Source organism: Bacteroides faecis MAJ27 (assembly GCF_900106755.1).
Classification (GTDB): Bacteria; Bacteroidota; Bacteroidia; order Bacteroidales; family Bacteroidaceae; genus Bacteroides; species Bacteroides faecis.
The window spans coordinates 54,472-81,172 of record NZ_FNNN01000015.1 but is presented as its reverse complement, the minus strand read 5'-3'; the positions used below and the strand labels follow the sequence as shown (position 1 = coordinate 81,172).

The following is a 26,701-nucleotide window of genomic DNA, read 5'->3' as shown; positions in this document are numbered from 1 at the left end:
GCTTCATCGGTGCCGGAGAAAAACGGATATAACAGCCTTCTAGCGAAGACGCAGACGATCTCCTACCTCCGGAATATATTCTCCGTCCTTACGGTTCATCTTATACAGATTTTTGAGACGGATACCATATTTCTGCGAAATGCCATGCATGGAGTCTCCATCTCTTACAATATATACGGTGTGAGGCTTGGACGCCTTCTTCTTTTTACTCTTCAGGTAAATAATATCTCCGTCCACGAGTGTATAATCACGCTGCAAATCATTATATTTCACCAATTTCTTCCAGCTGATATCAAATTCTTTACCCAAATCTTTGAAGGTATCTCCGCTACGGGCTACGATATAAGCGATATCATTGGCAATATATACCGGATGCGGACTCAGCAGCCAAGGGTTCTTTCGCAGTTTGCGCTCCGAGTAAACGCCTTTGCTGTCATATTTATATAAATCGTAATCTTCGATAATCGTAATCAGACGATTGGCATAGGAAGGATCGGTGGCATATCCCGCTTTTTTCAGTCCGCGTGCCCATCCCTTGTAATCAGTGATGTCCAGTTTAAAAAGAAAGGCATAACGAGCGCCTCTCCGCAAGAAATCAGAATGGTCTTCGTACGAATCACGGGGATGGCTATATGCCCGAAAACATTCATTACGCGCGTCATCATCATGACGAACGGTGCGCCCGCGCCAACTGCCACCACACTTTATACCGAAGTGGTTATTACTCTTACGTGCCAACTGACTGTTTCCAGCCCCACTCTCCAGCAATCCTTGTGCCAGCGTGATACTTGCGGGAATTTTATGGAGTTTCATCTGCTCCACAGCCAAGTCACTATACTTATTTATATATTCTACATAACGTGCATTCCGTCTTTGCGCCTGTACCCCTACGGCAAAGAAAATAAGAACAGTTAAAAAGACCAGTCTATACAATTTGTTCTCCATTTTGATTGATATGTGGATTATTGGTCACAAAAATCTGAAAAATAATTGGGATTATCAATCTCTTTTCTAACTTTGTAACATTAATAATGTAGAACTAACCTATTTACCTATATGAAGGACCTCACAATTACCGCTATAATTAAAGTATATCAATACGATGAACTGAATGAGGCTGACCAGTCATTAATGAAAACAGCCATGGAAGCAACTGCCCGCAGCTACGCTCCCTATTCACATTTCTCAGTAGGCGCCGCCGCACTGCTGAACGACGGGACCATTGTGACAGGAACCAATCAGGAGAATGCAGCTTATCCGTCAGGGCTTTGCGCGGAACGTACTACCCTGTTTTATGCCAACTCGCAGTATCCCGACCAACCGATCAAGACCCTCGCTATTGCAGCAAGAACCGAAAAGGATTTTATAGAAAAACCTATTCCTCCTTGCGGCGCCTGCCGCCAGGTTATTCTGGAGACGGAGAAACGCTACGGACAACCGATCCGCATTCTGCTATATGGCAAAGAATGTATCTACGAAGTAAAAAGCATCGGCGACTTACTGCCACTATCATTTGACGCATCAGCTATGGAGGAATAAATATGTTACAACAGTATCACACCAAACTAAAAGGAACACTCGCACTCACAGATTCATATCTGACAGAGAAGGCTTTGCAAAAAGAAAAAGGACTCTATAAGTTTATATGGGTCCGGCAAGGAAGCATCACTGTAGAAATTGACCATCAGGAAATGGTGCTTTCAAAAGACGATGTAATCTCACTGACTCATCTGCAACATCTTGAATTTAAATCAATAGAAGGTGAATATATGACTTTGCTATTCAACAGTAACTTCTATTGTATCTATGGAAATGACCACGAAGTATCATGCAGTGGCTTCCTGTTCAACGGTTCGTCCCATCTTGTCAGGTTCACTCTGAATGAAAAAGAACGCCGGCAACTGGATCAGATTACCGAAGCCATGGAAAACGAGTTTACCGTTTCCGACAGCCTGCAGGAAGAAATGCTACGTATCCTGCTGAAGCGCTTCATTATCCAATGCACACGAATCGCCCGTCAGCGACTGGATATCACGCGGGAAAAGGAATCCGGCTTTGAGATTGTCCGCCAGTATTACAATCTGGTAGACGAGCATTACCGGACCAAGAAGCAGGTACAAGACTATGCCGACATGCTTCACAAGTCTCCCAAAACACTTTCGAACATTTTCTCAACCTGTAAGTTACCTTCTCCGCTAAGGGTCATTCACGAACGCGTAGAAGCAGAAGCCAAACGCCTGCTGCTTTATAGCAGCAAAAGCGCTAAAGAGATTGCCGACATTCTGGGCTTTGAAGATCAGGCTTCCTTCAGCCGTTTTTTCAAAAACATGACAGGTCAGAGTGCCGTACAATTCAGAAATACGGAAGAAGGGAAGAATTGATAAGCGAAGCGGAAGTATTGCCATTTCGGGGGGATGCAGAAAGCACGATCTTTGCGGTATTAAGTTAAACCATTAAAAAGACCGCAAAATGAAAGAGAAATTGATTGCTTTACTCACCTTCACCTCCAGCCTGAAGAATTTCGGAATTAAGTTTATCCGTGTAGCTATCCTGGTCGTATTCGTATGGATCGGCGGATTGAAATACTTCCATTATGAAGCCGACGGAATTGTTCCGTTTGTCGCCAACAGTCCATTCATGAGTTTTTTCTATGCGAAAGATACTCCTGAATATAAAGAACACAAAAATCCGGAAGGAGCTTTCGTACCGGAAAACCGTGCATGGCATGAAGCCAATAACACGTATACTTTCTCTTATGGATTGGGAGCACTCATTATGAGTATCGGCATATTGGTATTCCTGGGGATTTTCTTCCCGAAAGTAGCGTTGATAGGTGATACGCTTGCTATCATTATGACATTAGGTACCCTATCCTTTCTTGTTACCACGCCCGAAGTCTGGGTCCCCAACCTGGGCGGTGAAGAGTTTGGCTTCCCGTTACTGTCCGGTGCTGGAAGATTGGTTATCAAAGATATTGTTATTCTTGCAGGAGCCGTAGTGCTTCTTTCAGACTCGTCACAACGCGTACTCAAAACACTAAAAAAAGACTGATTCCACTGATGCAGAATGCCCTGACTTCCCGGAACTAACGCAAACAATATACTTTTTTATCTGTTATACTACTGAATATATATCGTTAATGAAAGGAAGTTATGAAACAATATGATGCAATAATTATAGGGTTCGGCAAGGCAGGCAAAACGCTTGCTGCCGAACTTTCCAACAGAGGATGGCAGGTTGCCATCGTCGAGCGGTCCAATGAAATGTACGGAGGGGCTTGCCCTAATGTGGCTTGTATACCTACCAAGAGTTTGATTCACGAATCAGAGATATCAACTCTGCTTTATCATGACAATTTTGACAAGCAGAGCAACATGTATACACAGGCTATTGCCAGAAAGAACAAACTGACCTCTTTTTTAAGAGAAAATAACTACGAAAGATTAAGTAAACGTCCTAATGTAACTATTTACACGGGAATGGGATCTTTTGTTTCGCCCAATACTGTGAAAGTGGTTCTCTCTGAAGAAGAAATCGAATTGCAGGGAAAGGAGATTTTTATCAATACCGGCTCCACACCCATCATTCCGAATATAGAAGGTATTCAGCAAAGTAGAAATGTGTACACCAGTACTACTCTCCTGGATCTGGATATCCTGCCTAAACACCTGATTATCATAGGTGGCGGTTATATTGGCCTGGAATTTGCGTCCATGTATGCCGGATTCGGAAGCAAAGTCACTATCCTCGAAATAGGAAACAGATTTATGCCCCGCAATGACTCGGATATTGCCAAAAGTATCCGGGAGGTAATGGAAAAGAAAGGCATTGAGATCCGCTTGAATGTGCGTACACAGTCTATTCATGATACGCATGACGGGGTGACTCTGACTTATTCGGATACTTCCGATGGTACCCCTTACTTTGTAGATGGAGATGCTATTCTGGTAGCAACAGGTCGTAAGCCGATGATTGAAGGACTGAACCTGCAAGCAGCCGGAATAGAAGTTGATGCCCATGGCGCTATTGTTGTCAATGACCAGTTACGTACCAATACGCCCCATATATGGGCAATGGGGGATGTAAAAGGAGGCGCACAATTCACGTATGTCTCACTGGATGATTATCGTATTATCCGGGACCAACTTTTCGGAGATAAAAAGCGGGATATCAACGACCGGAATCCGTTGCCCTATGCCGTATTCATCGACCCGCCGCTGGCACATATCGGAATTACGGAAGAAGAAGCACTAAAAAGGGGGTATTCTTTTAAAGTTTCCCGATTACCGGCAACTTCCGTTGTCCGTTCACGTACTTTGCAACAAACTGATGGCATGTTGAAAGCTATCATCAACAGCCATAGCGGGAAAATAATGGGTTGTACCCTATTCTGTACGGATGCTCCGGAACTGATTAATATCGTCACGATGGCTATGAAGACCGGGCAACACTATACATTCCTGCGCGACTTCATCTTTACGCATCCCAGCATGAGTGAAGGATTGAACCAATTATTCGACGTATAAAATTGAATAGAGCCTCTAAACCACATAAACGGAGGCTCTAAAATATCTTTTTAACTGAAATAGAGCGATATTTATAAGAAAGTATTATCTTTGCGACCAAGTTAAACTATATACTTACCACAATGAGAATTTCTAAGTAAGACAACACTTCTAGTAAACATCACTTTTCATCTATGCTTTTTCATAACCGTTAAGCATCACGAAATTCGTGTTGTTTAGCCAGTATTGTGTTTGTCGTTCCCTTACCCCGTGATTATCTTCACCCAGTTTTCAACCTCAAACCCAATAGACCATCATGCCTATTAGTATTCAACAAATCAGCTATATCCATCCGGATAAAGAAGTATTATTCAGTGACCTTAACTTTGCCATCAGCAAAGGACAAAAATTAGGATTAGTCGGTAATAACGGCTGTGGCAAATCCACGTTGCTACAAATCATTGCCGGACAACGATCACCATCTTCCGGTGTCATTGTCCGTCCGGACGACCTGTATTATATTCCACAGCATTTCGGACAATATGATTCGCTGACCATTGCACAAGCTTTGCAGACAGACCATAAACAAGAAGCTTTGCACGCTATCCTCGCAGGGGATGCCTCAACCGAAAATTTCACAATTCTGAACGATGACTGGAACATAGAAGAACGTTCCATGGCCGCTCTTGATTCCTGGGGATTAGGACAGTTCACGTTATCCTATCCAATGAATCTGCTTAGCGGAGGAGAAAAGACACGTGTATTTCTGGCAGGTATGGACATTCATAATCCATCCGTTATCCTTATGGACGAACCAACCAATCATCTCGACTCATCGGGCCGGCAACGTTTATATGATTGGGTACAAAAATGGCGTTCTACACTGCTGATAGTAAGCCACGACCGTACAATCCTCAACCTCCTTCCGGAAATCTGTGAGTTAGAGAAACATCAGCTTACGTATTATGGTGGCAATTATGAGTTCTACAAGGAACAGAAAAACATCATGCAGCAAGCCTTGTTAGAACGAATCGAAGAAAAGGACAAAGCGCTCCGACTCGCCCGCAAAGTAGCCCGCGAAACAGCTGAACGCAGAGAGAAACAGAATGTACGTGGCGAGAAAGCGAACATGAAAAAAGGTGTTCCACGCATCGTATTAAATTCATTGCAGAGCAAATCGGAAAAGAGTACTGCAAAACTCAACAACGCCCATCAGGAAAAAGCCGGGAAACTGACAGATGAACGAAATCAACTCAAAAGTTCGCTTCCTTCAACAGCAGTATTAAAAACCGATTTCAACAGTTCCTCTCTCCATTCGGGAAAAATACTTGTTACGGCAGAAAAGATTAATTTCAGCTATCATCAGATGGATAATAAAGAGAGTCAAAATACTTCAGGCACCGACAACCCGGAACAATTTCTCTGGAAGACCCCTCTCAGCTTCCTGATAAAAAGCGGAGACCGTCTCTGTGTAAAAGGGCTGAACGGCAGTGGAAAAACAACTCTGCTGAAATTAATCACAGGACAACTCCAGACTCAGACAGGGACACTGACAAGAGCAGATTTCACTTACGTCTACCTAAATCAGGAGTATTCTATCATTGATGACCGGAGCAGTGTTTTAGAGCAAGCTTACGCTTTCAATAGTCGTAACCTGCCGGAACATGAAATAAAGATCATCCTAAACCGTTTTTTATTTCCCGCTGCCGAATGGGACAAATCCTGCCGGAAACTCAGTGGGGGAGAAAAAATGCGACTGGCTTTCTGCTGCCTGATGATCAGCAATAATACACCCGATATGTTTATACTGGACGAACCGACCAACAATCTGGATATACAAAGCATTGAAATTATTACTGCTACCATCAAAAACTACACGGGCACTGTCATAGCCATCTCACATGACGACTACTTTATCAAAGAGATTGACATTGACCAGCCTATTTTATTGCATTAATAAAACAGTTTTCATAACTTCGCAGTTCGAAGAATACAGAAAGAAAAAAATGAGTCAAACAGCACAATCCTGGTGGTTCGTCTTCTACAAAGACGAACTACTGCTTGAAAAGAAAGAGAACGGCACATTTGCCCTCCCTTATGGAGAGATACCTCCCGTCTTTATGATAGAAAAGACTACCGTACATGATGTAACGACTTTAGAAGGAAGTAATTGCAAAGCCTTCTCCCTGGCCCGTCCTATTGAAGAATCGGCCAAGTATGTATTAGTCGGGCTTAGGGCTTCTTATGAATGCCTGCCCGTAGCCCATTACCAGGCAGCAGGGAAAGCACACGAAATATTACATTGGGATAGAAACAGCCGGTTCTGTTCTGCCTGTGGCACACCGATGGAGCAAAAGGAATCCATCATGAAAAAGTGCCCTAACTGCGGTCGGGAGGTTTATCCGGCTATCTCTACCGCTATTCTTGTATTAGTGAGAAAAGGTGATTCTATCCTACTGGTTCATGCCCGCAATTTTAAAGGCAGATTCAACAGCCTCGTTGCCGGGTTTCTGGAAACAGGAGAAACACTGGAAGAATGTGTAGCCCGCGAAGTAAAAGAAGAAACGGGACTGGATGTGAAGAACATCACTTATTTCGGCAATCAGCCCTGGCCTTATCCCAGCGGATTAATGGTCGGTTTTATTGCAGATTATGCCGGAGGTGAAATCACATTACAGGATGAGGAACTCAGTTCCGGTGATTTCTATACCCGGGATCATTTACCGGAACTACCCCGTAAACTGAGTCTGGCACGGAAAATGATCGACTGGTGGCTGGACTGTTCCAATAAATAGCCAAAATGGATGATAAGTATCCCTATTATCTTTTGCATTACCATTGCACTTAGTTTATTCTCTTATTACTATTTTGAGAAGCCCGCTAACAAATGGGTAAAACGAATATTCACTAAAAAAACAATCATAAATCAACCCCATGGAATTATCAACAAAAACATCACGAATTGAGGTAGTAGACGCCCTCAGAGGCTTTGCCGTCATGGCTATCCTCCTGGTACATAACCTGGAACATTTTATTTTTCCTGTTTATCCGGAAAGTTCCCCCGAATGGCTGACTATTCTGGACAATGGCGTACTCAATGTAATATTCTCTTTGTTTGCCGGAAAATCTTATGCGATATTCGCTCTGCTTTTCGGATTTACCTTTTATATCCAATCACATAATCAGCTGCTAAAAGGAAAAGATTTCGGTTATCGTTTCCTATGGAGAATGATATTACTTGTAGGTTTTGCCACTCTCAACGCCGCTTTCTTTCCGGCAGGGGATGTACTGCTCTTGTTTGCAGTAGTGAGCCTTATATTATTTATTGTACGCAAATGGAGCGATAAAGCAATTCTGATTACTTCTATCATATTCCTGCTACAGCCTATTGAATGGTATCACTATGTGATGAGCCTTTTCAATCCGGGCTATACCCTACCTGACCTGAATGTCGGAGCAATGTACGATGAAGTAGCAGCCTATACTAAAGGCGGGAATTTCTGGGAATTCCTGACAGGCAACGTCACACTGGGACAAAAAGCCAGTTTGTTCTGGGCTATTGGCGCCGGACGTTTTTTACAGACAGCAGGACTTTTCCTTTTTGGTCTGTATATCGGACGAAAACAGCTATTCGTCACTACCGAATCTCATCTGAAATTCTGGATAAAGGCACTTATCATAGCAGCCATCTGTTTTGCCCCACTTTATTCTCTGAAAGAACAAATCATGCAAAGTGACAGCAGTCTGATCAAACAGACAGTAGGTACGGCTTTGGATATGTGGCAGAAGTTTGCATTCACCATCGTACTGGTTTCTTCCTTTATTCTGCTTTATCAAAAAGAAAGATTCAAGAAAGCCGTGTCCAACCTCCGATTCTACGGTAAGATGAGTCTAACAAACTATATCAGCCAATCTATACTGGGAGCTATCATCTATTTCCCGTTCGGCTTCTATCTGGCTCCTTATTGTGGATATACCCTCAGTCTGATCATCGGTATTGTCCTTCTTCTGTTACAGGTACAATTCTGCAAATGGTGGCTGGCCAGACACAAACAAGGTCCGCTGGAAACAATCTGGCACAAATGGACTTGGCTGGGAACTAAAAAGTAAAATACAGAAATGAAAGAATGCAGACTACGAAGTACACGCATACGACTATATCAACTATACACGTTCATTGAAAGTACCACACAATTGTGCAACTCAGTAGTCTGCATATAAAAAACGGTGCGTGACAGATTGCGCTTGTGCCTGCAATTCGCCTCCCTCGTTTCTCCCGTTATTTCAATATTTTGAATTTGCCGATAACAGGAAGTTCTTTCGCTTTCCCATTTGCCGCATTAATGATGCCGATAACGGCAAGCACAGCAAAGACAATGCTGACAAGACCGAGAAGGCTGACAACAAAATAAAGCCTCCACGAAATAGCTAAAACGACAGCACTCAAGATACTATACGCAACTCCGTATAAGACAGCGGCAATACACAGCACCAATCCTTGGTTGGAATGGAAGCGAGCGAACTTAGACTCCTTAGCTGCAAAAATCGGTATCAGTACCAGTATACCGAAATAAGCCAGCACCGCCATCACTTTGTTTTGCTCGATGTCCGCCTGATTGTACCCGCCGGCAGGTTGCTGTGATTGAGCAGATTGAGTCGCATTTACTTCTACAGGTGCTCCGCAAGCCGGACAGAATTTGATTCCTTCTTCAATTTTTTGACCACATTTTCCACAGAATGCCATAATTTGTTTCCTCCTATTAATTAGTTATTTTTTAGATTAGAAAGTGTATACCATCATTGTGAGATCGATATGTCTTTTGTTCCGGCTATTCGCCAAGACCGGTTGCCAGATTTTTCAGTGAATCCAGTTCACTACCGAAAAACAGGATAACGACCAAGACGATTATTCCCGAAAGTACCGTCCCGATTATCATCCAGACAAGCATGGCACGCGCCATATTCCGTTTACTTACTTTATGACAACCTCCGCATGCCCAGATAATAAGACATATCATATTGATGAGCGGGAGCATCAGCAACAAAAAAATGCCAATATAACCGCCTGTCGTGATAGGCTCTTCCGTGTAGACAGCCGCAGGTTGTTGAACAGGAGGCTGTTGGGCCTGAACCATATATATCGGTGGCTGTTGGACAGACTGCGGTTGCGACACTGGTTGCAGTTGCGGTGCAAGTTGCTCAGTTCCTTCCGCCGCCAATGCTGCTCCGCATGAAACACAAAACTTAATATCGTCGGGCACCTTATTTCCACAATTGGTACAAATAGCCATAATTTATTTCTCCTTAACAATTAAATAAATATTGTTGTTGTCTTATATTCTATCGCTTCCCCTATCGTCATTTACTGTTCGTTTCGATTTTATTTTTCTTCATCACTCGCCGATTGGAGTTCTTCAAGGGTTTTCTTCACCTCGTCGCCGGTCGATTTAACTTCTTCAAGGACCTTCTTCACATCGTCACCGGTCGTCGTTTCCACTCCTTCAAGCGCTTTCTTCACATCCTCGCCGGTTACTCCGCTTTCTTTCAGTTCTTTTCCCAATTCGTCGCCAACCACCTTAAACCCGGCACTTACCAATACGGCAGCCCATTTCGTCACTTTACCTACGATTTTAAGTTTATCAAGCGCACCCACTTCATCGTTTTCCAATGCGTCGTTCAGTACTTTCAGAGGTTCTTCCATCTCTTTGTCTAGAGCTTCAAAGTCCTTTTTTGTCATCTTGTCTTTGTTCTTCTCGACCTTTTCGATAGATTTATCAATTTTTTCCATTGCTTTGTCTACCGGAGACTTCGCGCAAGCCACAATTAACAGAATGCTTGTCATACATGCCAGAACTACAAAAAAATTTCTCATATCCATCAGTTTTTAAAGTATTAATATATCATAGAATCCCTTATTCATAGCCGTTTGTTTATATTCGTTGACGTTCCATTATCTCCCCATACGCATCGAAGAAGATTCGTCCTTCTCCCATCGCACCGAAGCACTTCACGTCGGTATACCACAAAGCAGAGTATCACCTTTCTCCACCTCGGGCAAGCGGACAAGTTTCACTTGCGCCTGTTTTTTCTTATTTTGTCTCCACACACGGTGCTATCTCGTCGTCCGCCTCTCTCCCTGTGGCGAAGACATCGGAAGAAAGAACATCTTCTGAGAGAAAAAAGGGAAAGAGGGGACGAGAGAAACAGCGTGTTTATCGCATCAGAACTTGTAGGCCACTCCTGCCGAAATAAGCAGGCGACTCCAATCACCACCAACCTTGTACTTCAGCTCGGCATTGATAACAAACTTTTCGGAAAGATTGAAGTCCGCACCGGCACCGATGTTAAATCCGAACTCCGAATTGGATGCGCTGCCTCCACCATAGTTTCCGTATTCACCCAGATCCATCTCAGGAACGCTTACTTTGATTCCCCAAATACCTGCTCCTGCCACAGGATACAATGTGATGGCATCGGCAACCGGGAATAGGTAGTGTACGTTTACACCCGCATTCCACATATTGATATTATCTTTTTTCAGGAAGTAAGTGAACGATGGTTCAAGACGCAATCGGTTAATCACGTTCCACTGGAATTTCGCCCCGATACCGATGTTGGACAACCCGTCACCCGATCCGTATACCACTTGAGCACCCACTGCCGTTTCACCTTTCTCCTGAGCACTTGCTACTGTAATGCAGAGCACGGCTACCATCAATAATAAAATTCTTCTCATAATTACTTAAATTTAAAAATGTTTCCTACTCTATAAGCTTTTCGGTTTCGCTATGTGTTCCTCCTTTAAAGGTCGATGTGCAAAGTCTCCCGTTCCATCAACCCATACCTCCCATGGCCTGCATCGCCCTTTTGATGTCGTCTTTGTTCAGATCGATATAATAGTCCAGTTTGTTGCAAGTCAGCGTTTTTCCTGAAAGTTTAAACAAGACTTTATCTTCAGCGTCCAAATTTTCGTATACCATCTGTGCTATTTGCTCAGTCGGGCACGTCACGGAACAAGAAGCACCGGTACATGAATTGCCGTTGAACTTGAACGTATACACATAAGCGACCGTGTACTTCGTTCCCGGAACCGTGTAGCTGTATTTAAACGTAGCCGTGTTCCCATCTTCACTCCATCCTGTTTTTACGTTTTCTACCCCACCCGGTTCCTCTTTCTCTTCATCATCGTCACTGCATGCGGGGAATGCCAAAGCAAACATCAGGCAGAGTCCTGCCATTTTCAACCAAAGACCAAATGTTTTCATAATTATCACTATTTAATTTTTTTCCCTACTCTATAAGCTTTTCGGGTTTCGCTTGTGTTTTTCCTTCTAACAAACCTTTGATATCCTATACTGTCGGATCGGGTGCTTCTTCTTCACCTCCACTTTCGCCCCCGCCTTCGCTACCTCCTCCGGAAGAAGAGCCATCGGAACCCTTTCCTCCCCATTCTTCCCAAAAGATTTTATCACTAACAAGAGAGCGGGTGACAGTACGGTTTCCGTTTGTACGGGTAGACTCGGGGATAAAACGGATACGGACACCCGTAATTTGCGCCGCTGTCACCTTTTCGGGAGAGTCTACCCCCTGTCCGTTGGCTGCGGCGGTATAGTAAAACGTTCCCAGTCCTTCGAGTTTGACGGTACGCCCCTGCGCCATGTAATCGCTCAATACATCCGCCAGATCTTTCAGCACAGCGTACGTGTCGGCACGGCTGACGGTAGAAATCTTAGAAAGGCGGTCCGCCACTTCGTCCGTGGTGACAGGTTTGCCCACGGTAACAACTTGCGGATACCACTTGCCGTTAATCTTCTTTTGTTGTTTCTTAAAGAATGCCATATCATTTTGTTTTTTGTCATTAATGCATTTCTTGACTATGTTGCTCCCTGATGAGTCCGAAACTGAACAAAGTTCAACCTAGGGGTGAACCTAGTTGAAGCCAAGGGTGTACCGGGTTGAGCCCAGGGGTAAACTTTTCCTGCTCTGGAGCGCTTGTGGAACGACCGTCGTTTCATGCACCTTTGATAGTTAATAATTTGTCAATAAATCATTGATCGTATCGTTTTTGTCGGGCAAGATACTTACCTCAGTATCTACGCCCACCAACTTGGAGAAAACATACAGGTCTTTGTTCGAAAGACGTATGCACCCCATTGTAATTCGTCCGGGTATCAATTCAGGCTTGGATGTTCCGTGTATCCCGATGCCCGTGAAGCCGGGTGTTTTCAGCCGGAAGAACCGGGGACCATATACCTCGCCCGGACTCTCTGTCTTTGCCATATCTTTCTGCCAGACCGAGGGGTCTTCCACAGATGCTATGACAAACCGTCCTTCTGGGGTTCGGCAGTCCCATTCGCGCTGTTTGTGACCATAGTTTCGCCCGCATGCGATACGAAAAACAGCAAGCGTATCGCCTGTCGGACGAAGAACGATCATTCGCATATCCCGTTTGGATATCACCACTTGGTTAAGTTTCACTGCCCGTCCAGTGCTGTCCGTACTCACGTCCTGCACCGATACTGTCGCCATCGGTACCCCAATTCCGCCAAGGAGCATCCACAGGAGCAATATGCATACAATCTGGTTATTGTCATAGAAGAACACAATCATATTGTTTTTTTATTTTATGGTTACTGCTTCCTCTCATATGGGTGCACAAAAAAAGCGTGCAAACCTTTAATGATTGGTCTACACGCTTTAAAATTCTATTGATGTCCGCTCGGCTTACTCTATAATACTGCCGCAATCTTTCGGATATTGGCAAGCCTTTCGAGAAAGGATTTATCTGACTTGGCTACTTGAATGTTATAATCGACTTGCAATTTAATCAACGGCTCGGCATCAATACCGAGTGCGGCCTCAAACAGCAGAGCGTATTCTGCAGAAACAGCACGTTTGCCGTTCAGTATCTCATTGAGTAACGTGGGAGAAATTCCCATCTGCGCAGCGAGTTTTCTTTGCGATATGCCGCGGTATTCGATTTCATCTTTCAAAATCTCACCCGGATGTATCGGTTCGGATGGAGTCAGATTGTTGGCAATCATCTTCGGGTCAACACCTTCTATTTTAATCATAACGCTATTGTTTATAATGGTTCGACAAATCTATTATGTTGCATACGATAATAATCGGTTCTTCCATCGTTTCCCTCACGGTGAACTCAACCCGGTATTTATCATTCACCCTGATGGATGAAATACCATTTTTATCGCCTTTCAGCACTTCGTAGTTCAACGAATTATATTTTGCCAGCGATTCGATGTCCGGCACTTTTTTCATTAACTGAATACATTTTTGATAGCGTCTTACGATGTCGGGCTGATAACGGTGCTTCTTGTCACCCGTCTTCCCTTTCTCGTAAAGGTCCTGCAAGTATGTCTCTTCAAATGTAATGAACATATTATTCTCGTATTATGTTGCAAAGATAATCTCTTTTGCCGATATTCACAAATAAGTGAACACGTTTTAAGGGGCTTTCCTTCATTTTAAAGCGTGTAAACCAATACGTCAAAGAGCTCTTTTTCTATACAATATATATAGTCGTACAAAATTATATTTTCACGAACTCTACCCGACGGTTCTTTGCCCGTCCTTCGTCTGTCGCATTATCTGCGATGGGATTTGCCTGACCCTTGCCTGCTGAAGCGAGGCGATCGGCAGCGATGCCCATTTCTACCAGTTTATCTACAATCGCTTTACTTCGGGCTTCGCTCAACGTCTGATTGTTGGCTGCGTTGCCTGTACTATCAGTATGTCCTTCTACGGAGAATTTCAGATCAGGATTTTCGGTCATTAACTTGACGATACGGTTAATTTCCCCCATTGATTCAGGTTTGATTACTGATTTACCTACATCGAAGGTGATGCCATAGGTGATGAATTTGCCGTCGGACATCATGCGGTCATAGAGGGGGACAGCGCCTTTGGCGATGCGGACGTTCTTAATAAAGCGATTCTCTTTTTCCCCCTGATAAGCATAAATATTAAAACTTGTAGGGGCATCACAACGAGGAATATTCACCACCCGAGTTTCATTCAGATATACTTTCATCGCACGTTTATTGAAAGAAATAGATACACGATTGAAATCTCTGTACTTGAAAATATACTGCATCTCTCCTGTGCTTCTTTCTCCGCCTGAATACCATTCCCAATTTACGCTGGTAGTTTTATCCCCAAGTTCGAAGGACCACGGATTATACCAATAAATTTGGAATACATTCTTTCCATTCGCCCCTATTAAATCAATATTATAACGGCTATTGCCGCCTGCGTAGTTGCCGGTTTGTGCATTATTCCCATCACCTTTACGACCGGTAGGCACATAAACTTCAAATTCGATGGTAAATACATCAGGCAAGTAGTTCTTCTCTTTCATGAGAGGCATGATCTTTGTTGCTTCGGTCATATAGATAGCATTCTTTCCGTCTATCTGTGCAACCTCAGCATAACCACTCTTCAAATCCCACTGTGAAGGAAACTCTCCCAACTTCTCACCAGCAAGTTGATCGTCAAACATCACCTCATCGCCTGCGACAAAGTCGAATTTGTTCCAATTCATCGTTGAAGATTTCTTTGCTTGTTTTCCACCTTCTTCTGCATTCTCGTTCGTATCTTCCGTCTCACCGCCTGTGGTATTATCACTTCCCGTATTCCCTTTTCCCGTCACGGCATCTTCCGCCTTACCGAATGCCTTATCCACGGTCTTGTCCGTAGCTTCGTTCACTTTGTCCTCGACTTTCTTCTTAGACCTCTCTTCCACCCGCTTCGCAGTCTTTTTGGCTACCTTTTCCAGCCAACCCTGCGAATAAACTTCCGTTGTTCCTGCAAGTAGCAATACGGTAAAAACAAATAGTAGTCTTTTCATCTTTCCTTTATTTTTTAGATTAACAATACATTTTTTATCCATTCCGTCTCTTTATCCTTTCCGCATCTCCCTCCCGCTTCTTTTCAAACATGCTCATATACTTGCGGGGAGTCATCTTTTCGTATCCATTGAAACGAGTAAAAAAGACGGAACGTGAACGAAAGCCACACTGTACTCCTACTTCTTCAATCATCAACCGACTGTTTGTTACAGCCATCTCCCGCAACATCTTTTTTGCCTCTTCTATCCGCATCCGGTTGATCAAATCATAGAAATTGCGCCCCATATACCCATTGATTGATTTAGATATAATCTTGGTCGAAATACCTGTATCTCTCGATAACTCCCACAGCGAATATCCCGGTTCCCGATAGCGCTTTTCTGTTTCCAAATAAGCGACAATCCGTTGACAGTATTCCGCCATTTGCCTTGTAGAAAGCGTAAATTGCGCCGTATCATCCAAAGACCGGATCTCTTTCTGTATATCCTTATTTGCCATTATTCTTCCATCTTTATTTCCGTTCATTTCATCCCTATTTACCTTAACGCGTCCGAATACGCCAATACAACTCTGCCCAGAATCTCTTAAAAGACCGGAACATGCCTCTCATACCTTTTTCCTTTCTGCGATCAGCTTCCATTCGCGCAGCCGCTTTCTCCATACGCGCTATGCGCTCGTCGCGAGCAATCGGTTCATCGCGTGAAATACATTCGTCAATGATTTCTATTACCTCTTCATACGAAAGCAATGGTCTCGTGTCTTTATCTTCATCCATGTTCTATACAATTTAATGAATCATTGATTTCTATGCTCACAAAATTAAGCTTATCGCACATTACCCGTTTGTACTATTTGCGCATTTATTTTATATAATTCACCCACTTTTAACTATCAGAATTTGACTTATATGCGCATCATCCGAATGTAAAGCACTGATTATAAACAGATTTCAGCCACAAATCGGACAAACAAAAACTATTTACAATATTATATCAAGTAAAACCGGTCGGAAGGTATAAAACCGGGGCATAGGATCTAAAATGAACGGAAAGATTACAGAATTTTCTTACGATATTGCGAAGGTGTCATCTGAAAAGTCTGCTTAAACATCCGTGAGAAATAGGAGATTTCAGGAAAGCCACATTTCATTGCAATATCACCCACCGGAGTATTGGTAGAAGCAAGCAGGCGCTTCGCTTTATCCATCCGCATCTGGAGGATATAACCGGAACTGCTGAAACCGGTAATCGCTTTCACCTTGCGATTCAATTGCGACAGGCTCATACACATTTTGTTCGCCAAGAGGTCCGAATTCAGATTATGATGTCCCATCAAAGAGTAAATCAAGTCATTCAGACGAGTTAAAAACTCTTGGTCAGCTACCGACAGCTCGACAGCCTGATCGGTACCTTCATGCAAAGCATGAGAATATTTCTCGCGCAGCAGACGCCGTTGCTCCAACAGTTTGACTATGCGAACTTTCAATTCGTCGGCATTGAAAGGTTTTTGCAGGAAAGCATCAGCACCCGTATCCAATCCACGCACCCGATCTTCTTCCTCACTCTTCGCCGTTATGATGATAATAGGTATATGGTTCAATATATCCGAATGGCGAATCTCACGGCAAAGCTCATAACCGTCCATCTCAGGCATCATCAAATCCGTAAGAATCAAATCGGGCATATACTCTTTTGCTTTCTCCAATCCTTCATTACCATTGCGGGCATACAGTAAATGATAGTCTTTCTTCAATAATTGATCAATATAATAAGACACGTCTTCATTGTCTTCTACTATTAATATAGAAGAGTGCATGGAGTCATTTATTTCTCTGTTTTCACCGGCTCTCTCTACATCATAATCCTCAGCAAGCATCACTCCTCCACCGTTGACCGATAAGGGCTGGAAAAAGTCAGACTTTTCGTCAGGCAAGTATTTCTCCCACAAAGAATTTCCATGCTGCAATGGCAAAGTGATCATAAATTTGGTTCCTTCTCCCAATCGACTCTCCACTTTTATATGACCATACATACACTCCGTCATTTGCTTTACCAATGATAATCCGATGCCTGACCCGGTATCGGAACCACCATTATTCTCTCCCTGATAAAAGGTATCAAATATGTGAGGCAGATCTCCCGCATCTATACCTACTCCCGTATCTACGACGTAAATCATCAGTTTATCTTTATTTCGTGACATCAACAGTGATACTCGTCCTTCCTTAGGAGTAAATTTAAGAGCATTTGACAATAAATTACGAATAATCTTGCAAAGGTATTCGGGTACAAAGTCCATCATGATGCTCATCTCTTCCGGAATAAAACGAAGGTCTACCCGTTTTTGCTGCGCATATACCTGGTAGTTCTCTATGAGCATTCGAATATAGGCAACTACATCCCCTGTGCGCCACTCCGGCTCTCCGACCTCCGATCTGACTTTTGAGACTTCCAGCAACTGATTGACCAGATCCAACAGACTCTGTCCTTGCCGGCTGATCGTTTCAATACTCTTTTGCAGTTCTTCCCTGTTCATACCACCCTTCTGTAATTGTTCCAACAGTCCCAATATCACCGTCAGCGGTGTACGAAACTCATGTGTTACATTCGTAAAAAAGTTACTTCTCACCTTCTCCATCTGTTTCATGGCACGGTTATGACGAGACTTCATCCGCGATACATACCACAAAAGTCCTGCCGCCGCTCCTACAAGTAACAGCGCAAACAGGCTGACTAACAGATATATATTTTTAGTGCGTTGTTGCATCTCATAGGTGCCACGCAATAAAGTCATCTCGCGCAGACTCCTTTCCCTTTCATAATTGACCCTCAGGTTCTGAATATGATTCACATTATCCACATTCTTTACGCTATCGGCATAAGCGCGACTTCGTATATAAGAGTCGAGTGCTTGCCTACAATCACCTGCCTTTTCATAACAAAGATACCTCAAGCGATACACCTCGCTGAGATGTTCCCAAGCATGAATGGCATCAGCAGTTCGTTGAGCCTTATCCAAGTAAACTTTTGCAACGCGAATATTCCCTTTCGAGATATTAACACGAACCAATGAAAGACACGCTTCGAGCCAGTGCCAGTCATCTCCTGTTTTTTCCATCAGATCATAAGCATTCCGATACTCCCGAAGAGCATCGTTCCATTTCCCTTCTAGCGCAAACAATCTTCCAAAGTGATTATGACATAACGAAATACCCAAATCGGAATGGGCTTTACGATTATGTTCCATAGAAAGTTGATAATACACCAATGCCGAATCAATCATTCCCCGTGTCTCGAATACCGATCCTAAATTTGCATAATTCATAGCTTGACCTAAATCGCTGTGCAATTCCTGTTCCCCGGCAAGTGTCACACGAAAAATACTGTCGGCAGCATCCAAATTATCCAATGTCAGGTAAACATTACCAATGCCGCTCAAAGACATCACACGATTCTTCTTGGCTATGAAAGTAGTCTTATTAGAAGATCGTTCACAAAGCATCAATGCCTGATAATGGTAAGAAGACGCCTCGTCCATGATACCCAGCCGGCGGAAATTAGTGCCTAAATTATTCAAAGCCTGAATTATTTCAACTGTATCTTGCAGCTGCATAGCATACATCAATCCTTTGCGATGATAATCAATCGCCTTATCAAAATGGGCAGTCTCCCTGTAACGCTTCCCCAGTTCTTTACATGTGAGAATCATTCCCGATTTGTTTTTTATATATTGATAATGCTCAAGCCATATAATCAAGGAGTCCATGGATGGAGAAGTTTTTATAAGACTATCGATAGTCTCCCGTTGTATAACGGATCTTCTTTCCGAAGTTACCTGATGACAGGCAAGCATCCAAAAACTACCTATGAGTATAAGTAGCAGGAAGAAGACATTTCTATAGGTAATAATAAAGTTATCCATCACTATTGTCATGTATGTGTATAAAAAAGAAAGCGTGGGACTATCAGCTGATTTTAAGAGATAGGCTCTGGTAAACCCATGCAGTAAAATAAGCAACAGCCCACGCCTTTGACTATATACTTATTGCATATAACAATGACGTGAAGAGTACAGCTTATTCTCCTGCGAAAAATTTACCAGATTTTATCTCTGAGAACAAAGCTAAACACTTTCCATGTGTTTAAAATGTCTGCTATATAAACGATAGCGTTGCAAATATAGCAAGTTTTTCAGACTTACAATGTGTGTTTGCACTCTTTTTAGGGCTGTTGCTCCTTTTTTGTCAACCAAAACAAATAGAACTTCTATAACGAATTCTTTTCGCAGCAAAAGAAGCGCAAAATAACGAAACTTCCTAACTTTTGAGATACATATAAATTCAGATGCACGGATTTAAGACTAAAAGTCCTACTATAGGCGATGTTATCTGTAAAGAAAGCAGGCCACGAAGTACACACAAACTACAAACGAACAACTTATGAAAATGAAACGTTACGTATCACTCTAAAGCATCAACAAAATCGTGTATCTCCGCAGCCTGCATGTTTAAATTGAGATGATTTACATAGAACAAGATTTCTGTAAGAAGGATTAGAAAGGGAACTTAAAGAATGCAAAGGAAATGAAAGACCGATGAGAAGCCGGATACAGACAATCGAAAAAGAAAGAAACAATCTACAGAATATCCATAAAAAGAAACGCCTCCATAATCTTCACATAAGACTATGGAGGCGTTATTTATTGATGATCTGTTTTATTCTGAAATATCAGTAATGCGACAGAGGATCAGATACCCAATGATTTCTTCACTGCTTCAATCTTTTCCATTGCGGCAGCATCAGCAGATGCGAAACAGTTGCGGCAGCCCATTTCTCCCTGTACTTCCATATAGAACTTGATCTTCGGTTCTGTTCCTGACGGACGAACGGAAACTTTGCTTCCGTCTTCTGTGAAATACTGGAGTACATTAGATGTTTCCGGCATATCAAGAGCAGTCACCTTACCTTCAGCATCTGTCTGCTTCAGTGTCTTGTAGTCTTTGCTCAGAATCACTTTGGAACCACCCAGTTCTTTCGGAGGATTAGCACGGAAGTTTTCCATCATAGCCTTGATCTCCTCAGCACCGCTCTTACCCGGTTTCACTACGTTCACTGTGAATTCTTTTGAGAATCCATATTCTACATAGATATCCAGCAGCAACTGATACAACGACTTACCGTTATCTTTTGCCCATGCAGCTACTTCTGCAATCAGACAGCAAGCCGATACGGCATCTTTATCACGTACGAAATCTTCAGCCAGGAATCCGTAGCTCTCTTCACCGCCACCGATATATTTCTTTTTGCCTTCACGCAGACGGATTTCACGTGCGATCCACTTGAATCCGGTATAGCAGTCAAGCATCTCAATGTTGTTCTTATCAGCAATCTTCTTGATAAGTTCGGTAGTAACGATAGTCTTCACACAGAACTCATTACCCTGAATCTTACCCAGTTGCTTGTATTGAGTCAGAATATAGTAAAGGTACATCATACAAGTCTGGTTACCGTTAATCAGTACCCATTCGCCCTTGTCATCCTTACAAGCGATACCTACACGGTCAGCATCCGGATCGGAAGCCATGACAAGTTCAGCATCAATTTCCTTAGCCAGATTCACGGCCATAGAAAGTGCTTCCGCATTTTCAGGGTTTGGAGATACTACAGTCGGGAAGTTACCATCCTTGATCATCTGTTCGGGAACAGTAAATACGTTTTCAAATCCCCACATCTTCAATGCACGCGGAATCAGCATCATACCTGTGCCGTGAATCGGAGTATAAACGATCTTCATATCTTTATGACGGGCGATAGCTTCGGGATCGATAGAGACAGTCTTCACCATATCGAGGTAAATCTTATCGATATCTTCACCGATGATCTGAATCAGATCCGGGTTGCCCTGGAACTTGATATCAGCAGCAGAAGCAATATTATTCACTTCATCAATGATACCTGCATCATGCGGTGCCAATACTTGTGCACCATCATCCCAGTATGCTTTGTAACCATTGTATTCTTTCGGATTGTGAGAAGCAGTCAGGATAATACCGCTCTGGCAGCCAAGGTGGCGGATAGCGAAAGACATTTCCGGAGTCGGACGCATATCATCAAACAGATATACCTTAATGCCATTAGCAGAGAAGATGTTGGCAGAAGTTTCTGCAAACAGACGACTGTTGTTACGGCAGTCATGCCCTACCACCACAGAAATCTGCGGCAGATCTTTGAAGTTCTTCTTCAGATAGTTGGAAAGACCTTGTGTAGCCGCACCTACTGTGTAGATGTTCATACGGTTGCTACCTACTCCCATAATACCACGCAGACCACCGGTTCCAAATTCAAGATCCTTATAGAATGCTTCGATCAGTTCAGTTTTATCTTCGTTCTCCAACATCCGTTTCACTTCAGCCTGAGTTTCGGCATCATACGCCGGGGTCAGCCATTTTTCGGCTTTCTCAGTGACCTGCTTAATGAGTTCCTGATTTTCCATTTCGATTATTGTTTATTGGTTAATGATTATTTCCTTGTTCTCTGTCAATCCTTGATTATATGCCAAGTCTTGAGCACACAAATGTAAAATAATAAGTTTATAAATCCTAGTTATTTAATGAAGAATTAAGAATGAAGAATGAAGAATTAATGTTTTTGAGATATACTGCGCCAGCCAATTCTTCATTCTTCATTCATCATTCATCATTTCACCAAGTACCTGTCTCCGGTCTGCTTCACATATTCCTCCAGAAATTCTTTCGGGTATCCGGGACGAATGACTCCGGCAGGCTGCCCGATAGAATTCCGTTCAAACTGTCCGTCCTTCATACGTTTCACTACTCCATCATTGTATTTCACAATCAGGAAAGTACCCAGCTGCTTCCAGGTATCGAAGGTACTTTGAGCAGTCATATTGGTATAGTTAGTCAGGAAAGCGATTGCAGCATTCTTATCTTTTGCCAGCAACTTGGCAGCCATTTCTTCAATGCCTTCCTGCGCATTGTTAAAGGTTGTCTCCATCTCTTTCTGAGCTGCACGCACGTCACCAATCATCAGATCATAACGCGGATAGACCATATTAGACACCCAGTTGAAAATCCAGAAAGCGGAATTCCAGGAGAAAGTGATATAATCTGCTCCGTCCACTCGCGTATAGCACACCGGAGCTTTCGTGGCACAGCAATATACAGGAGTAAATACCGCCATATTCGCATCATCCACTCCAAACCAAAGAACACCGCCTATAGGGTCCGGCTTGTTGGCACGCATTTGTGCAACAAATACAAAGCCACTTTGTTGAGTCGAAATCGGGCGCTCGTTGAAATATTCCTTGTCTCCTACTTTAAAATTCAGCGGAGAAAGGCGATACGGAGTTTTATAAGGACCGGCACCGAAGTCATTGGAAATATCAAGCGGTGTTCCTTCATAATGGTCACGCATCATATCTTTCACATCCTGTACGGAAAGTTTGCGGTTCGGCTTCACGAAAAGAGGCATCGGAGTGTCCGTCTTTCCTTCAATATAAGGAAGATAGTCATTGCCATGATCAGTAAATTTATTGAAATAGCTCCACACACGTGCTTCGCAGAAACGGCGTGCACCGAAATCAAGCGGTGCATAAGCCTCCGCAAAGCTGAAATCCTTATTCACGCCATTGAAGTATCCTTTCTCACGGGCAAAGGAAATCACATCCGGAGAAGTGATACAGTTTTCCTTGTCGTTCATGTCAAACTGGTGGATACGCGACTGATTGGCATGAGCCGAGATACAGTCATCCGGCACACGTACAGCCACCCAGACAGCCCCGCGGATGCCCGGTCCCTTACCGATCATTTCCATAATCCAGATTTCATTCGGGTCGGCAATCGTAAAGGATTCACCTTCGCTATAATAGCCATATTGCTGCACCAAGTCGGTCATGATGCGGATTGCCTCGCGTGCAGAGCGTGAGCGCTGCAATCCTATATAGATCAGACTTCCATAATCGATGATTCCGGTAGAATCCGCCAGTTCCGAACGTCCGCCGAAGGTTGTTTCGCCAATGGTTACCTGAAATTCATTCATATTGCCCGTCACATTATAAGTCTGGCGTGCCTGCTCGATTTCTCCCAGATACTTACCTGTATCCCATGCATAGACTTTCAGCATGGTCCCTTTGGGATAAGTAGCAGCCGGATAATGATAAAGCTCACCGAACAGCCCATACGAGTCGGCTGAATAAGAAACAATAGTCGAACCGTCGGTAGAGGCATTTTTGCCGACAATCAGGTTCGTACAAGCGAAAGAATTCGCAAGAGCCGCCAAGGAGAGGACAGCAGATAGAATGATTTTCTTCATATATGATACATTTTATTAGTTTACCAAACAAAAGTCTCTTTCGAAACGGTCTGATTTCCACAAGCATCCGTAACGGTCATTTCTACGATATGCTTACCGCCTTTCTTCACATGCTTCGGGTCGAGTACACATTCCCAATAGGACTTAACAATATTAGGACGTCCGAAAAGTGCATATTCACCGTCAATCGTTCCATGATAGGAAGCAATCCCCGTTCCTTCATCTTTCAGTCGATAGACGATCTTCCCGTTTCGCCCCCACAGATTCTTATTAACAGGTATGATTTCCGGAGGAACCGTATCTACAGCCACCGTATAAGTTCCCAGTTCACGAATAGATGCTTTCATAAATCCATCTTCGTATGTTCCTCCTACACTGTATTTAGTCCCTTTCGGAGTCACGCGTGCCACATAATATTTCGTAGTATCCGCCACTGGCTTACGCCGCAGTCCGATTCGCAATTCACAGCCTGCGTGCAGTGAAACCGGCTTATCATTCAGCTGATAAGTAAATGCGACAGCCCCACTATCTGCTTTCACCTGATATTGAAGAGGCACATTGTCATATAGCATTCCTTTCGGAACAACGAGACTCAATCCCGGTTCCTGCAGATAATTTGTCTTATCCCAGGCAAAGTAATACTTCTCCCGATGATTTAACGGTTCAACCGGCTGTTTCTTGCCACGTACCGTAAAGTGATAGCGGGAAGTATTGCCAAAGGCATCCTTCAAAGTATACTGAAACTGATAATCCCGTTCTTCATCAATCGTAATCAGGCCCCGATTATTGTTCGACGCCTTCAACAGCCGCAACGTATTTCCCGGGTCGATAAACGATTTCATGTACTGGCCATGCGTCCAAGAGTTTATCATTCGGTTTTCTTCCTGCGAAAAACGGTCTACCGTACTTCGGAATACTTCGGTTCCATCCACCTCAAGCACTACAGAATATACTCCATAATGATTGCTTACCCCGTCCATATAGTCATACGCCTTGATGCCCGCACCGATGATTCCCCACGCTTCCACGGGCCGTTCAGTATTTGGAAGAATTGTTTTATTCTCCTGACTTCCGCTGACCACTCCTTTCCCCGGTTGAGGAAAAAGCATGATGCCATCCGCTTTCGGCGCACGGGTATCTTTGAGATTCTTTTTAAAGAAAGGCATCGGATCGATATAATCTCCCGTCTCTGTTTCGAACACATCCAGATGGAGATGCGGACCGAATGAATATCCGGTATTTCCACTTAAGGCAATCTTCTGTCCCGCCTTCACCGGATATTCACCGGGTTCGGGAATAATCTCCACCTCCCAGTTCTCATTTTCATATTGAAGTTTCTCTACCCTTTCGGCAATGGGAGAAAGAAAAGCGCTCAGATGGCGATTGATAGTAGAATAGCCGTTGTCGTAGCAAACATCAAGCACATAGCCCGAACCGTTGGTGACACGTACACGAGAAATATACCCGTCAGCAAGCGCCCGAACCGGTTTGCCGATCGTTCCTCCCGTCTTAAAATCTAATCCGCCATGAAAGTGATTGGAACGAATTTCTCCGAAGTTTCCACTCAATGTAAGGGGAAAGTCAAAAGGTGGCACAAAAGCAGTCTGCTTTGTTTCCTGTGCATACCCCTCCACGCAACAAGCCAACAAGAAAGCAGCAATATATCTTTTCATTATCTTCTTCACTTTTTTACTTCCGCAAATGTACATTATTCCAACTAGATTACGAAATATCCGGGAGAAATGATAAGCTAAGAAATGTTTTCAAACGACATTCTGCTCTAAAACATCTGTTGATGAATAACAACCTAAAGGGATTATTCGTACATTGGACCATGTTAAACTCTTAATATATAGCAATATGATCATCGGAGTACCCAAAGAAATCAAGAACAACGAGAATCGGGTAGGTATGACGCCTTCCGGAGTTGCCGAGGTGGTGAAGCAAGGTCACCAAGTATATATCCAGCATACCGCGGGTATCAATAGTGGTTTTCCGGATGAAGCGTATCTGTCTGCCGGTGCACAAGTGCTTCCGACAATAGAAGATGTCTATGCCACGGCAGATATGATTGTAAAGGTAAAAGAACCTATCGCCCCCGAATACAATCTGATCAGAAAGGGGCAGTTATTGTTCACTTATTTCCACTTTGCATCCGATAAGGAACTGACGCTGGCCATGATTGCCAACAAGTCCATCTGCCTTGCATATGAGACTGTAGAAAAAGCGGACCATTCATTACCTCTGCTTATCCCTATGAGTGAGGTAGCCGGACGCATGTCCATTCAGGAAGGAGCACGCTTTTTGGAAAAGCCGCAAGGAGGAAAAGGTATCCTTCTGGGAGGAGTCCCCGGTGTGAAGCCTGCCAAAGTATTGATTCTCGGAGGTGGTATTGTCGGAAGTAATGCAGCGCAGATGGCTGCGGGGATGGGTGCGGATGTTACAGTTGCAGATATTAATCTGTCACGCCTCCGCTATCTCAGCGAGACATTACCGAAAAATGTCAAGACACTGTACGCATCCGAATTAAGGATAAAGAAGGAATTGCCGGATGTTGATTTGGTCATCGGTTCCGTGCTGATTCCGGGGGATAAAGCACCTCATCTGATAACCAGAAAGATGCTTGCGATGATGCAGCCCGGTACGGTACTCGTGGATGTAGCAATAGATCAGGGAGGATGTTTCGAAACGTCTCATCCTACGACTCACAGTGCGCCTACTTATGTGATAGACGGTATCGTTCATTACGCCGTAGCCAATATTCCGGGAGCGGTACCTTATACTTCTACACTGGCTTTGACCAATGCTACTCTCCCTTATGTCATTGCTTTAGCAAATAAAGGATGGAAAAAAGCTTGTAAAGACGACCCGGCACTAGCACTCGGACTGAATGTAGTGGAAGGAAAAGTGGTATATAAAGCAGTAGCGGATGTATTCGATCTAAAATATGAACCTATAAACTGATTAAGCAGCCAACTTTCTGAAGTAGTTAAGTTCT

25 protein-coding genes and 1 pseudogene are annotated in these 26,701 nt (G+C 43.5%); 9 read left to right on the top strand and 17 right to left on the bottom strand.

Annotated elements, in window-relative coordinates:
• Positions 1–39: 39 nt before the first annotated feature.
• On the bottom strand, positions 40–945 hold the full coding sequence (locus BLW31_RS14070) for a glucosaminidase domain-containing protein (protein ID WP_010538782.1): 906 nt from the start codon (positions 943–945) through the stop codon (positions 40–42).
• A 111-nt stretch (positions 946–1,056) separates the two neighbouring features.
• On the opposite strand from BLW31_RS14070, the gene cdd reads away from it, so the two are divergent.
• The 8 genes and pseudogenes from cdd to BLW31_RS14035 all read left to right on the top strand — a co-directional run bounded on the left by cdd (position 1,057) and on the right by BLW31_RS14035 (position 8,615).
• Positions 1,057–1,539 (top strand): cytidine deaminase, encoded by a 483-nt coding sequence (gene cdd / locus BLW31_RS14065; protein ID WP_010538783.1) that lies wholly within the window; start codon positions 1,057–1,059, stop codon positions 1,537–1,539.
• A 2-nt stretch (positions 1,540–1,541) separates the two neighbouring features.
• A complete protein-coding gene (locus BLW31_RS14060) occupies positions 1,542–2,381 on the top strand; it encodes an AraC family transcriptional regulator (protein ID WP_010538784.1) in 840 nt (279 codons plus the stop codon).
• Between the two features lie 88 nt (positions 2,382–2,469).
• Positions 2,470–3,051 carry a DUF417 family protein gene (locus tag BLW31_RS14055; RefSeq protein WP_010538785.1) on the top strand — a complete coding sequence of 194 codons (582 nt, stop codon included), beginning with the start codon at positions 2,470–2,472 and terminating at the stop codon, positions 3,049–3,051.
• Positions 3,052–3,152: 101 nt separating this feature from the next.
• Positions 3,153–4,526, top strand: coding sequence for an FAD-dependent oxidoreductase (locus BLW31_RS14050; protein WP_010538786.1), 1,374 nt, complete (start codon positions 3,153–3,155; stop codon positions 4,524–4,526).
• Positions 4,527–4,821: 295 nt separating this feature from the next.
• Positions 4,822–6,462 (top strand): ABC-F family ATP-binding cassette domain-containing protein, encoded by a 1,641-nt coding sequence (locus BLW31_RS14045; RefSeq protein ID WP_010538787.1) that lies wholly within the window; start codon positions 4,822–4,824, stop codon positions 6,460–6,462.
• A complete protein-coding gene (gene nudC, locus BLW31_RS14040) occupies positions 6,407–7,300 on the top strand; it encodes an NAD(+) diphosphatase (RefSeq protein WP_255324031.1) in 894 nt (297 codons plus the stop codon). Before BLW31_RS14045 ends, nudC begins: the two co-directional genes overlap by 56 nt.
• 6 nt (positions 7,301–7,306) lie before the next feature.
• A pseudogene (locus BLW31_RS24815) lies at positions 7,307–7,471 on the top strand (acyltransferase family protein); the annotation flags it as partial.
• The gene (locus BLW31_RS14035; protein ID WP_010538790.1) at positions 7,440–8,615 is read left to right on the top strand and encodes a DUF418 domain-containing protein; all 1,176 of its coding nucleotides are present in this window, start codon (positions 7,440–7,442) and stop codon (positions 8,613–8,615) included. The pseudogene BLW31_RS24815 and the gene BLW31_RS14035, both read left to right, overlap by 32 nt.
• A gap of 169 nt (positions 8,616–8,784) precedes the next feature.
• Here BLW31_RS14035 and BLW31_RS14030 read toward each other — a convergent pair whose 3' ends face one another.
• The 16 genes from BLW31_RS14030 to BLW31_RS13955 all read right to left on the bottom strand — a co-directional run bounded on the left by BLW31_RS14030 (position 8,785) and on the right by BLW31_RS13955 (position 25,376).
• A complete protein-coding gene (locus tag BLW31_RS14030; protein ID WP_010538791.1) occupies positions 8,785–9,249 on the bottom strand; it encodes a DUF4870 domain-containing protein in 465 nt (154 codons plus the stop codon).
• A gap of 85 nt (positions 9,250–9,334) precedes the next feature.
• The gene (locus BLW31_RS14025; protein ID WP_010538792.1) at positions 9,335–9,796 is read right to left on the bottom strand and encodes a zinc-ribbon domain-containing protein; all 462 of its coding nucleotides are present in this window, start codon (positions 9,794–9,796) and stop codon (positions 9,335–9,337) included.
• A gap of 89 nt (positions 9,797–9,885) precedes the next feature.
• Positions 9,886–10,377 carry a hypothetical protein gene (locus tag BLW31_RS14020; RefSeq protein ID WP_022301938.1) on the bottom strand — a complete coding sequence of 164 codons (492 nt, stop codon included), beginning with the start codon at positions 10,375–10,377 and terminating at the stop codon, positions 9,886–9,888.
• Positions 10,378–10,725: 348 nt separating this feature from the next.
• Complete coding sequence (locus BLW31_RS14015; protein WP_022301937.1) at positions 10,726–11,241, bottom strand: porin family protein; 516 nt, start codon at positions 11,239–11,241, stop codon at positions 10,726–10,728.
• 97 nt (positions 11,242–11,338) lie between these two features.
• A complete protein-coding gene (locus tag BLW31_RS14010) occupies positions 11,339–11,770 on the bottom strand; it encodes a hypothetical protein (protein ID WP_010538795.1) in 432 nt (143 codons plus the stop codon).
• Positions 11,771–11,855: 85 nt separating this feature from the next.
• Positions 11,856–12,344 (bottom strand): HU family DNA-binding protein, encoded by a 489-nt coding sequence (locus BLW31_RS14005; protein WP_010538796.1) that lies wholly within the window; start codon positions 12,342–12,344, stop codon positions 11,856–11,858.
• A gap of 189 nt (positions 12,345–12,533) precedes the next feature.
• Positions 12,534–13,115, bottom strand: a complete 582-nt coding sequence (locus BLW31_RS14000) for a L,D-transpeptidase (RefSeq protein WP_010538797.1) — start codon at positions 13,113–13,115, stop codon at positions 12,534–12,536.
• Between the two features lie 119 nt (positions 13,116–13,234).
• Complete coding sequence (locus tag BLW31_RS13995; protein WP_010538798.1) at positions 13,235–13,579, bottom strand: HigA family addiction module antitoxin; 345 nt, start codon at positions 13,577–13,579, stop codon at positions 13,235–13,237.
• A gap of 4 nt (positions 13,580–13,583) precedes the next feature.
• Positions 13,584–13,904 carry a type II toxin-antitoxin system RelE/ParE family toxin gene (locus tag BLW31_RS13990; RefSeq protein WP_010538799.1) on the bottom strand — a complete coding sequence of 107 codons (321 nt, stop codon included), beginning with the start codon at positions 13,902–13,904 and terminating at the stop codon, positions 13,584–13,586.
• 151 nt (positions 13,905–14,055) lie between these two features.
• Entirely contained in the window at positions 14,056–15,372 is a 1,317-nt protein-coding gene (locus BLW31_RS13985; RefSeq protein ID WP_029425633.1) for an OmpA family protein, read from the bottom strand.
• A 34-nt stretch (positions 15,373–15,406) separates the two neighbouring features.
• Positions 15,407–15,898 (bottom strand): helix-turn-helix domain-containing protein, encoded by a 492-nt coding sequence (locus BLW31_RS13980; RefSeq protein ID WP_010538801.1) that lies wholly within the window; start codon positions 15,896–15,898, stop codon positions 15,407–15,409.
• Positions 15,899–15,914: 16 nt separating this feature from the next.
• On the bottom strand, positions 15,915–16,148 hold the full coding sequence (locus BLW31_RS13975; RefSeq protein ID WP_010538802.1) for a hypothetical protein: 234 nt from the start codon (positions 16,146–16,148) through the stop codon (positions 15,915–15,917).
• Between the two features lie 278 nt (positions 16,149–16,426).
• On the bottom strand, positions 16,427–19,081 hold the full coding sequence (locus BLW31_RS13970) for a hybrid sensor histidine kinase/response regulator transcription factor (RefSeq protein WP_032837167.1): 2,655 nt from the start codon (positions 19,079–19,081) through the stop codon (positions 16,427–16,429).
• 1,038 nt (positions 19,082–20,119) lie between these two features.
• Entirely contained in the window at positions 20,120–21,865 is a 1,746-nt protein-coding gene (locus BLW31_RS13965) for a phospho-sugar mutase (protein ID WP_010538804.1), read from the bottom strand.
• A gap of 203 nt (positions 21,866–22,068) precedes the next feature.
• Complete coding sequence (locus BLW31_RS13960) at positions 22,069–23,703, bottom strand: C69 family dipeptidase (protein WP_074759588.1); 1,635 nt, start codon at positions 23,701–23,703, stop codon at positions 22,069–22,071.
• A gap of 20 nt (positions 23,704–23,723) precedes the next feature.
• A complete protein-coding gene (locus BLW31_RS13955; protein WP_010538806.1) occupies positions 23,724–25,376 on the bottom strand; it encodes a M23 family metallopeptidase in 1,653 nt (550 codons plus the stop codon).
• Positions 25,377–25,563: 187 nt separating this feature from the next.
• Between BLW31_RS13955 and ald the strand changes: the two genes are divergently transcribed.
• On the top strand, positions 25,564–26,667 hold the full coding sequence (gene ald, locus BLW31_RS13950) for an alanine dehydrogenase (protein ID WP_010538807.1): 1,104 nt from the start codon (positions 25,564–25,566) through the stop codon (positions 26,665–26,667).
• The last annotated feature ends 34 nt before the right edge of the window (positions 26,668–26,701 follow it).

Excerpts from the sequence above, each read along its gene's own strand:
- BLW31_RS14070 (WP_010538782.1), bottom strand. The coding sequence starts at position 945 with ATGGAGAACAAATTGTATAGACTGGTCTTTTTAACTGTTCTTATTTTC.
- cdd (WP_010538783.1), top strand. The coding sequence starts at position 1,057 with ATGAAGGACCTCACAATTACCGCTATAATTAAAGTATATCAATACGAT.
- BLW31_RS14060 (WP_010538784.1), top strand. The coding sequence starts at position 1,542 with ATGTTACAACAGTATCACACCAAACTAAAAGGAACACTCGCACTCACA.
- BLW31_RS14055 (WP_010538785.1), top strand. The coding sequence starts at position 2,470 with ATGAAAGAGAAATTGATTGCTTTACTCACCTTCACCTCCAGCCTGAAG.
- BLW31_RS14050 (WP_010538786.1), top strand. The coding sequence starts at position 3,153 with ATGAAACAATATGATGCAATAATTATAGGGTTCGGCAAGGCAGGCAAA.
- BLW31_RS14045 (WP_010538787.1), top strand. The coding sequence starts at position 4,822 with ATGCCTATTAGTATTCAACAAATCAGCTATATCCATCCGGATAAAGAA.
- nudC (WP_255324031.1), top strand. The coding sequence starts at position 6,407 with ATGACGACTACTTTATCAAAGAGATTGACATTGACCAGCCTATTTTAT.
- BLW31_RS14035 (WP_010538790.1), top strand. The coding sequence starts at position 7,440 with ATGGAATTATCAACAAAAACATCACGAATTGAGGTAGTAGACGCCCTC.
- BLW31_RS14030 (WP_010538791.1), bottom strand. The coding sequence starts at position 9,249 with ATGGCATTCTGTGGAAAATGTGGTCAAAAAATTGAAGAAGGAATCAAA.
- BLW31_RS14025 (WP_010538792.1), bottom strand. The coding sequence starts at position 9,796 with ATGGCTATTTGTACCAATTGTGGAAATAAGGTGCCCGACGATATTAAG.
- BLW31_RS14020 (WP_022301938.1), bottom strand. The coding sequence starts at position 10,377 with ATGAGAAATTTTTTTGTAGTTCTGGCATGTATGACAAGCATTCTGTTA.
- BLW31_RS14015 (WP_022301937.1), bottom strand. The coding sequence starts at position 11,241 with ATGAGAAGAATTTTATTATTGATGGTAGCCGTGCTCTGCATTACAGTA.
- BLW31_RS14010 (WP_010538795.1), bottom strand. The coding sequence starts at position 11,770 with ATGAAAACATTTGGTCTTTGGTTGAAAATGGCAGGACTCTGCCTGATG.
- BLW31_RS14005 (WP_010538796.1), bottom strand. The coding sequence starts at position 12,344 with ATGGCATTCTTTAAGAAACAACAAAAGAAGATTAACGGCAAGTGGTAT.
- BLW31_RS14000 (WP_010538797.1), bottom strand. The coding sequence starts at position 13,115 with ATGATTGTGTTCTTCTATGACAATAACCAGATTGTATGCATATTGCTC.
- BLW31_RS13995 (WP_010538798.1), bottom strand. The coding sequence starts at position 13,579 with ATGATTAAAATAGAAGGTGTTGACCCGAAGATGATTGCCAACAATCTG.
- BLW31_RS13990 (WP_010538799.1), bottom strand. The coding sequence starts at position 13,904 with ATGTTCATTACATTTGAAGAGACATACTTGCAGGACCTTTACGAGAAA.
- BLW31_RS13985 (WP_029425633.1), bottom strand. The coding sequence starts at position 15,372 with ATGAAAAGACTACTATTTGTTTTTACCGTATTGCTACTTGCAGGAACA.
- BLW31_RS13980 (WP_010538801.1), bottom strand. The coding sequence starts at position 15,898 with ATGAACGGAAATAAAGATGGAAGAATAATGGCAAATAAGGATATACAG.
- BLW31_RS13975 (WP_010538802.1), bottom strand. The coding sequence starts at position 16,148 with ATGGATGAAGATAAAGACACGAGACCATTGCTTTCGTATGAAGAGGTA.
- BLW31_RS13970 (WP_032837167.1), bottom strand. The coding sequence starts at position 19,081 with ATGATTCTCACATGTAAAGAACTGGGGAAGCGTTACAGGGAGACTGCC.
- BLW31_RS13965 (WP_010538804.1), bottom strand. The coding sequence starts at position 21,865 with ATGGAAAATCAGGAACTCATTAAGCAGGTCACTGAGAAAGCCGAAAAA.
- BLW31_RS13960 (WP_074759588.1), bottom strand. The coding sequence starts at position 23,703 with ATGAAGAAAATCATTCTATCTGCTGTCCTCTCCTTGGCGGCTCTTGCG.
- BLW31_RS13955 (WP_010538806.1), bottom strand. The coding sequence starts at position 25,376 with ATGAAAAGATATATTGCTGCTTTCTTGTTGGCTTGTTGCGTGGAGGGG.
- ald (WP_010538807.1), top strand. The coding sequence starts at position 25,564 with ATGATCATCGGAGTACCCAAAGAAATCAAGAACAACGAGAATCGGGTA.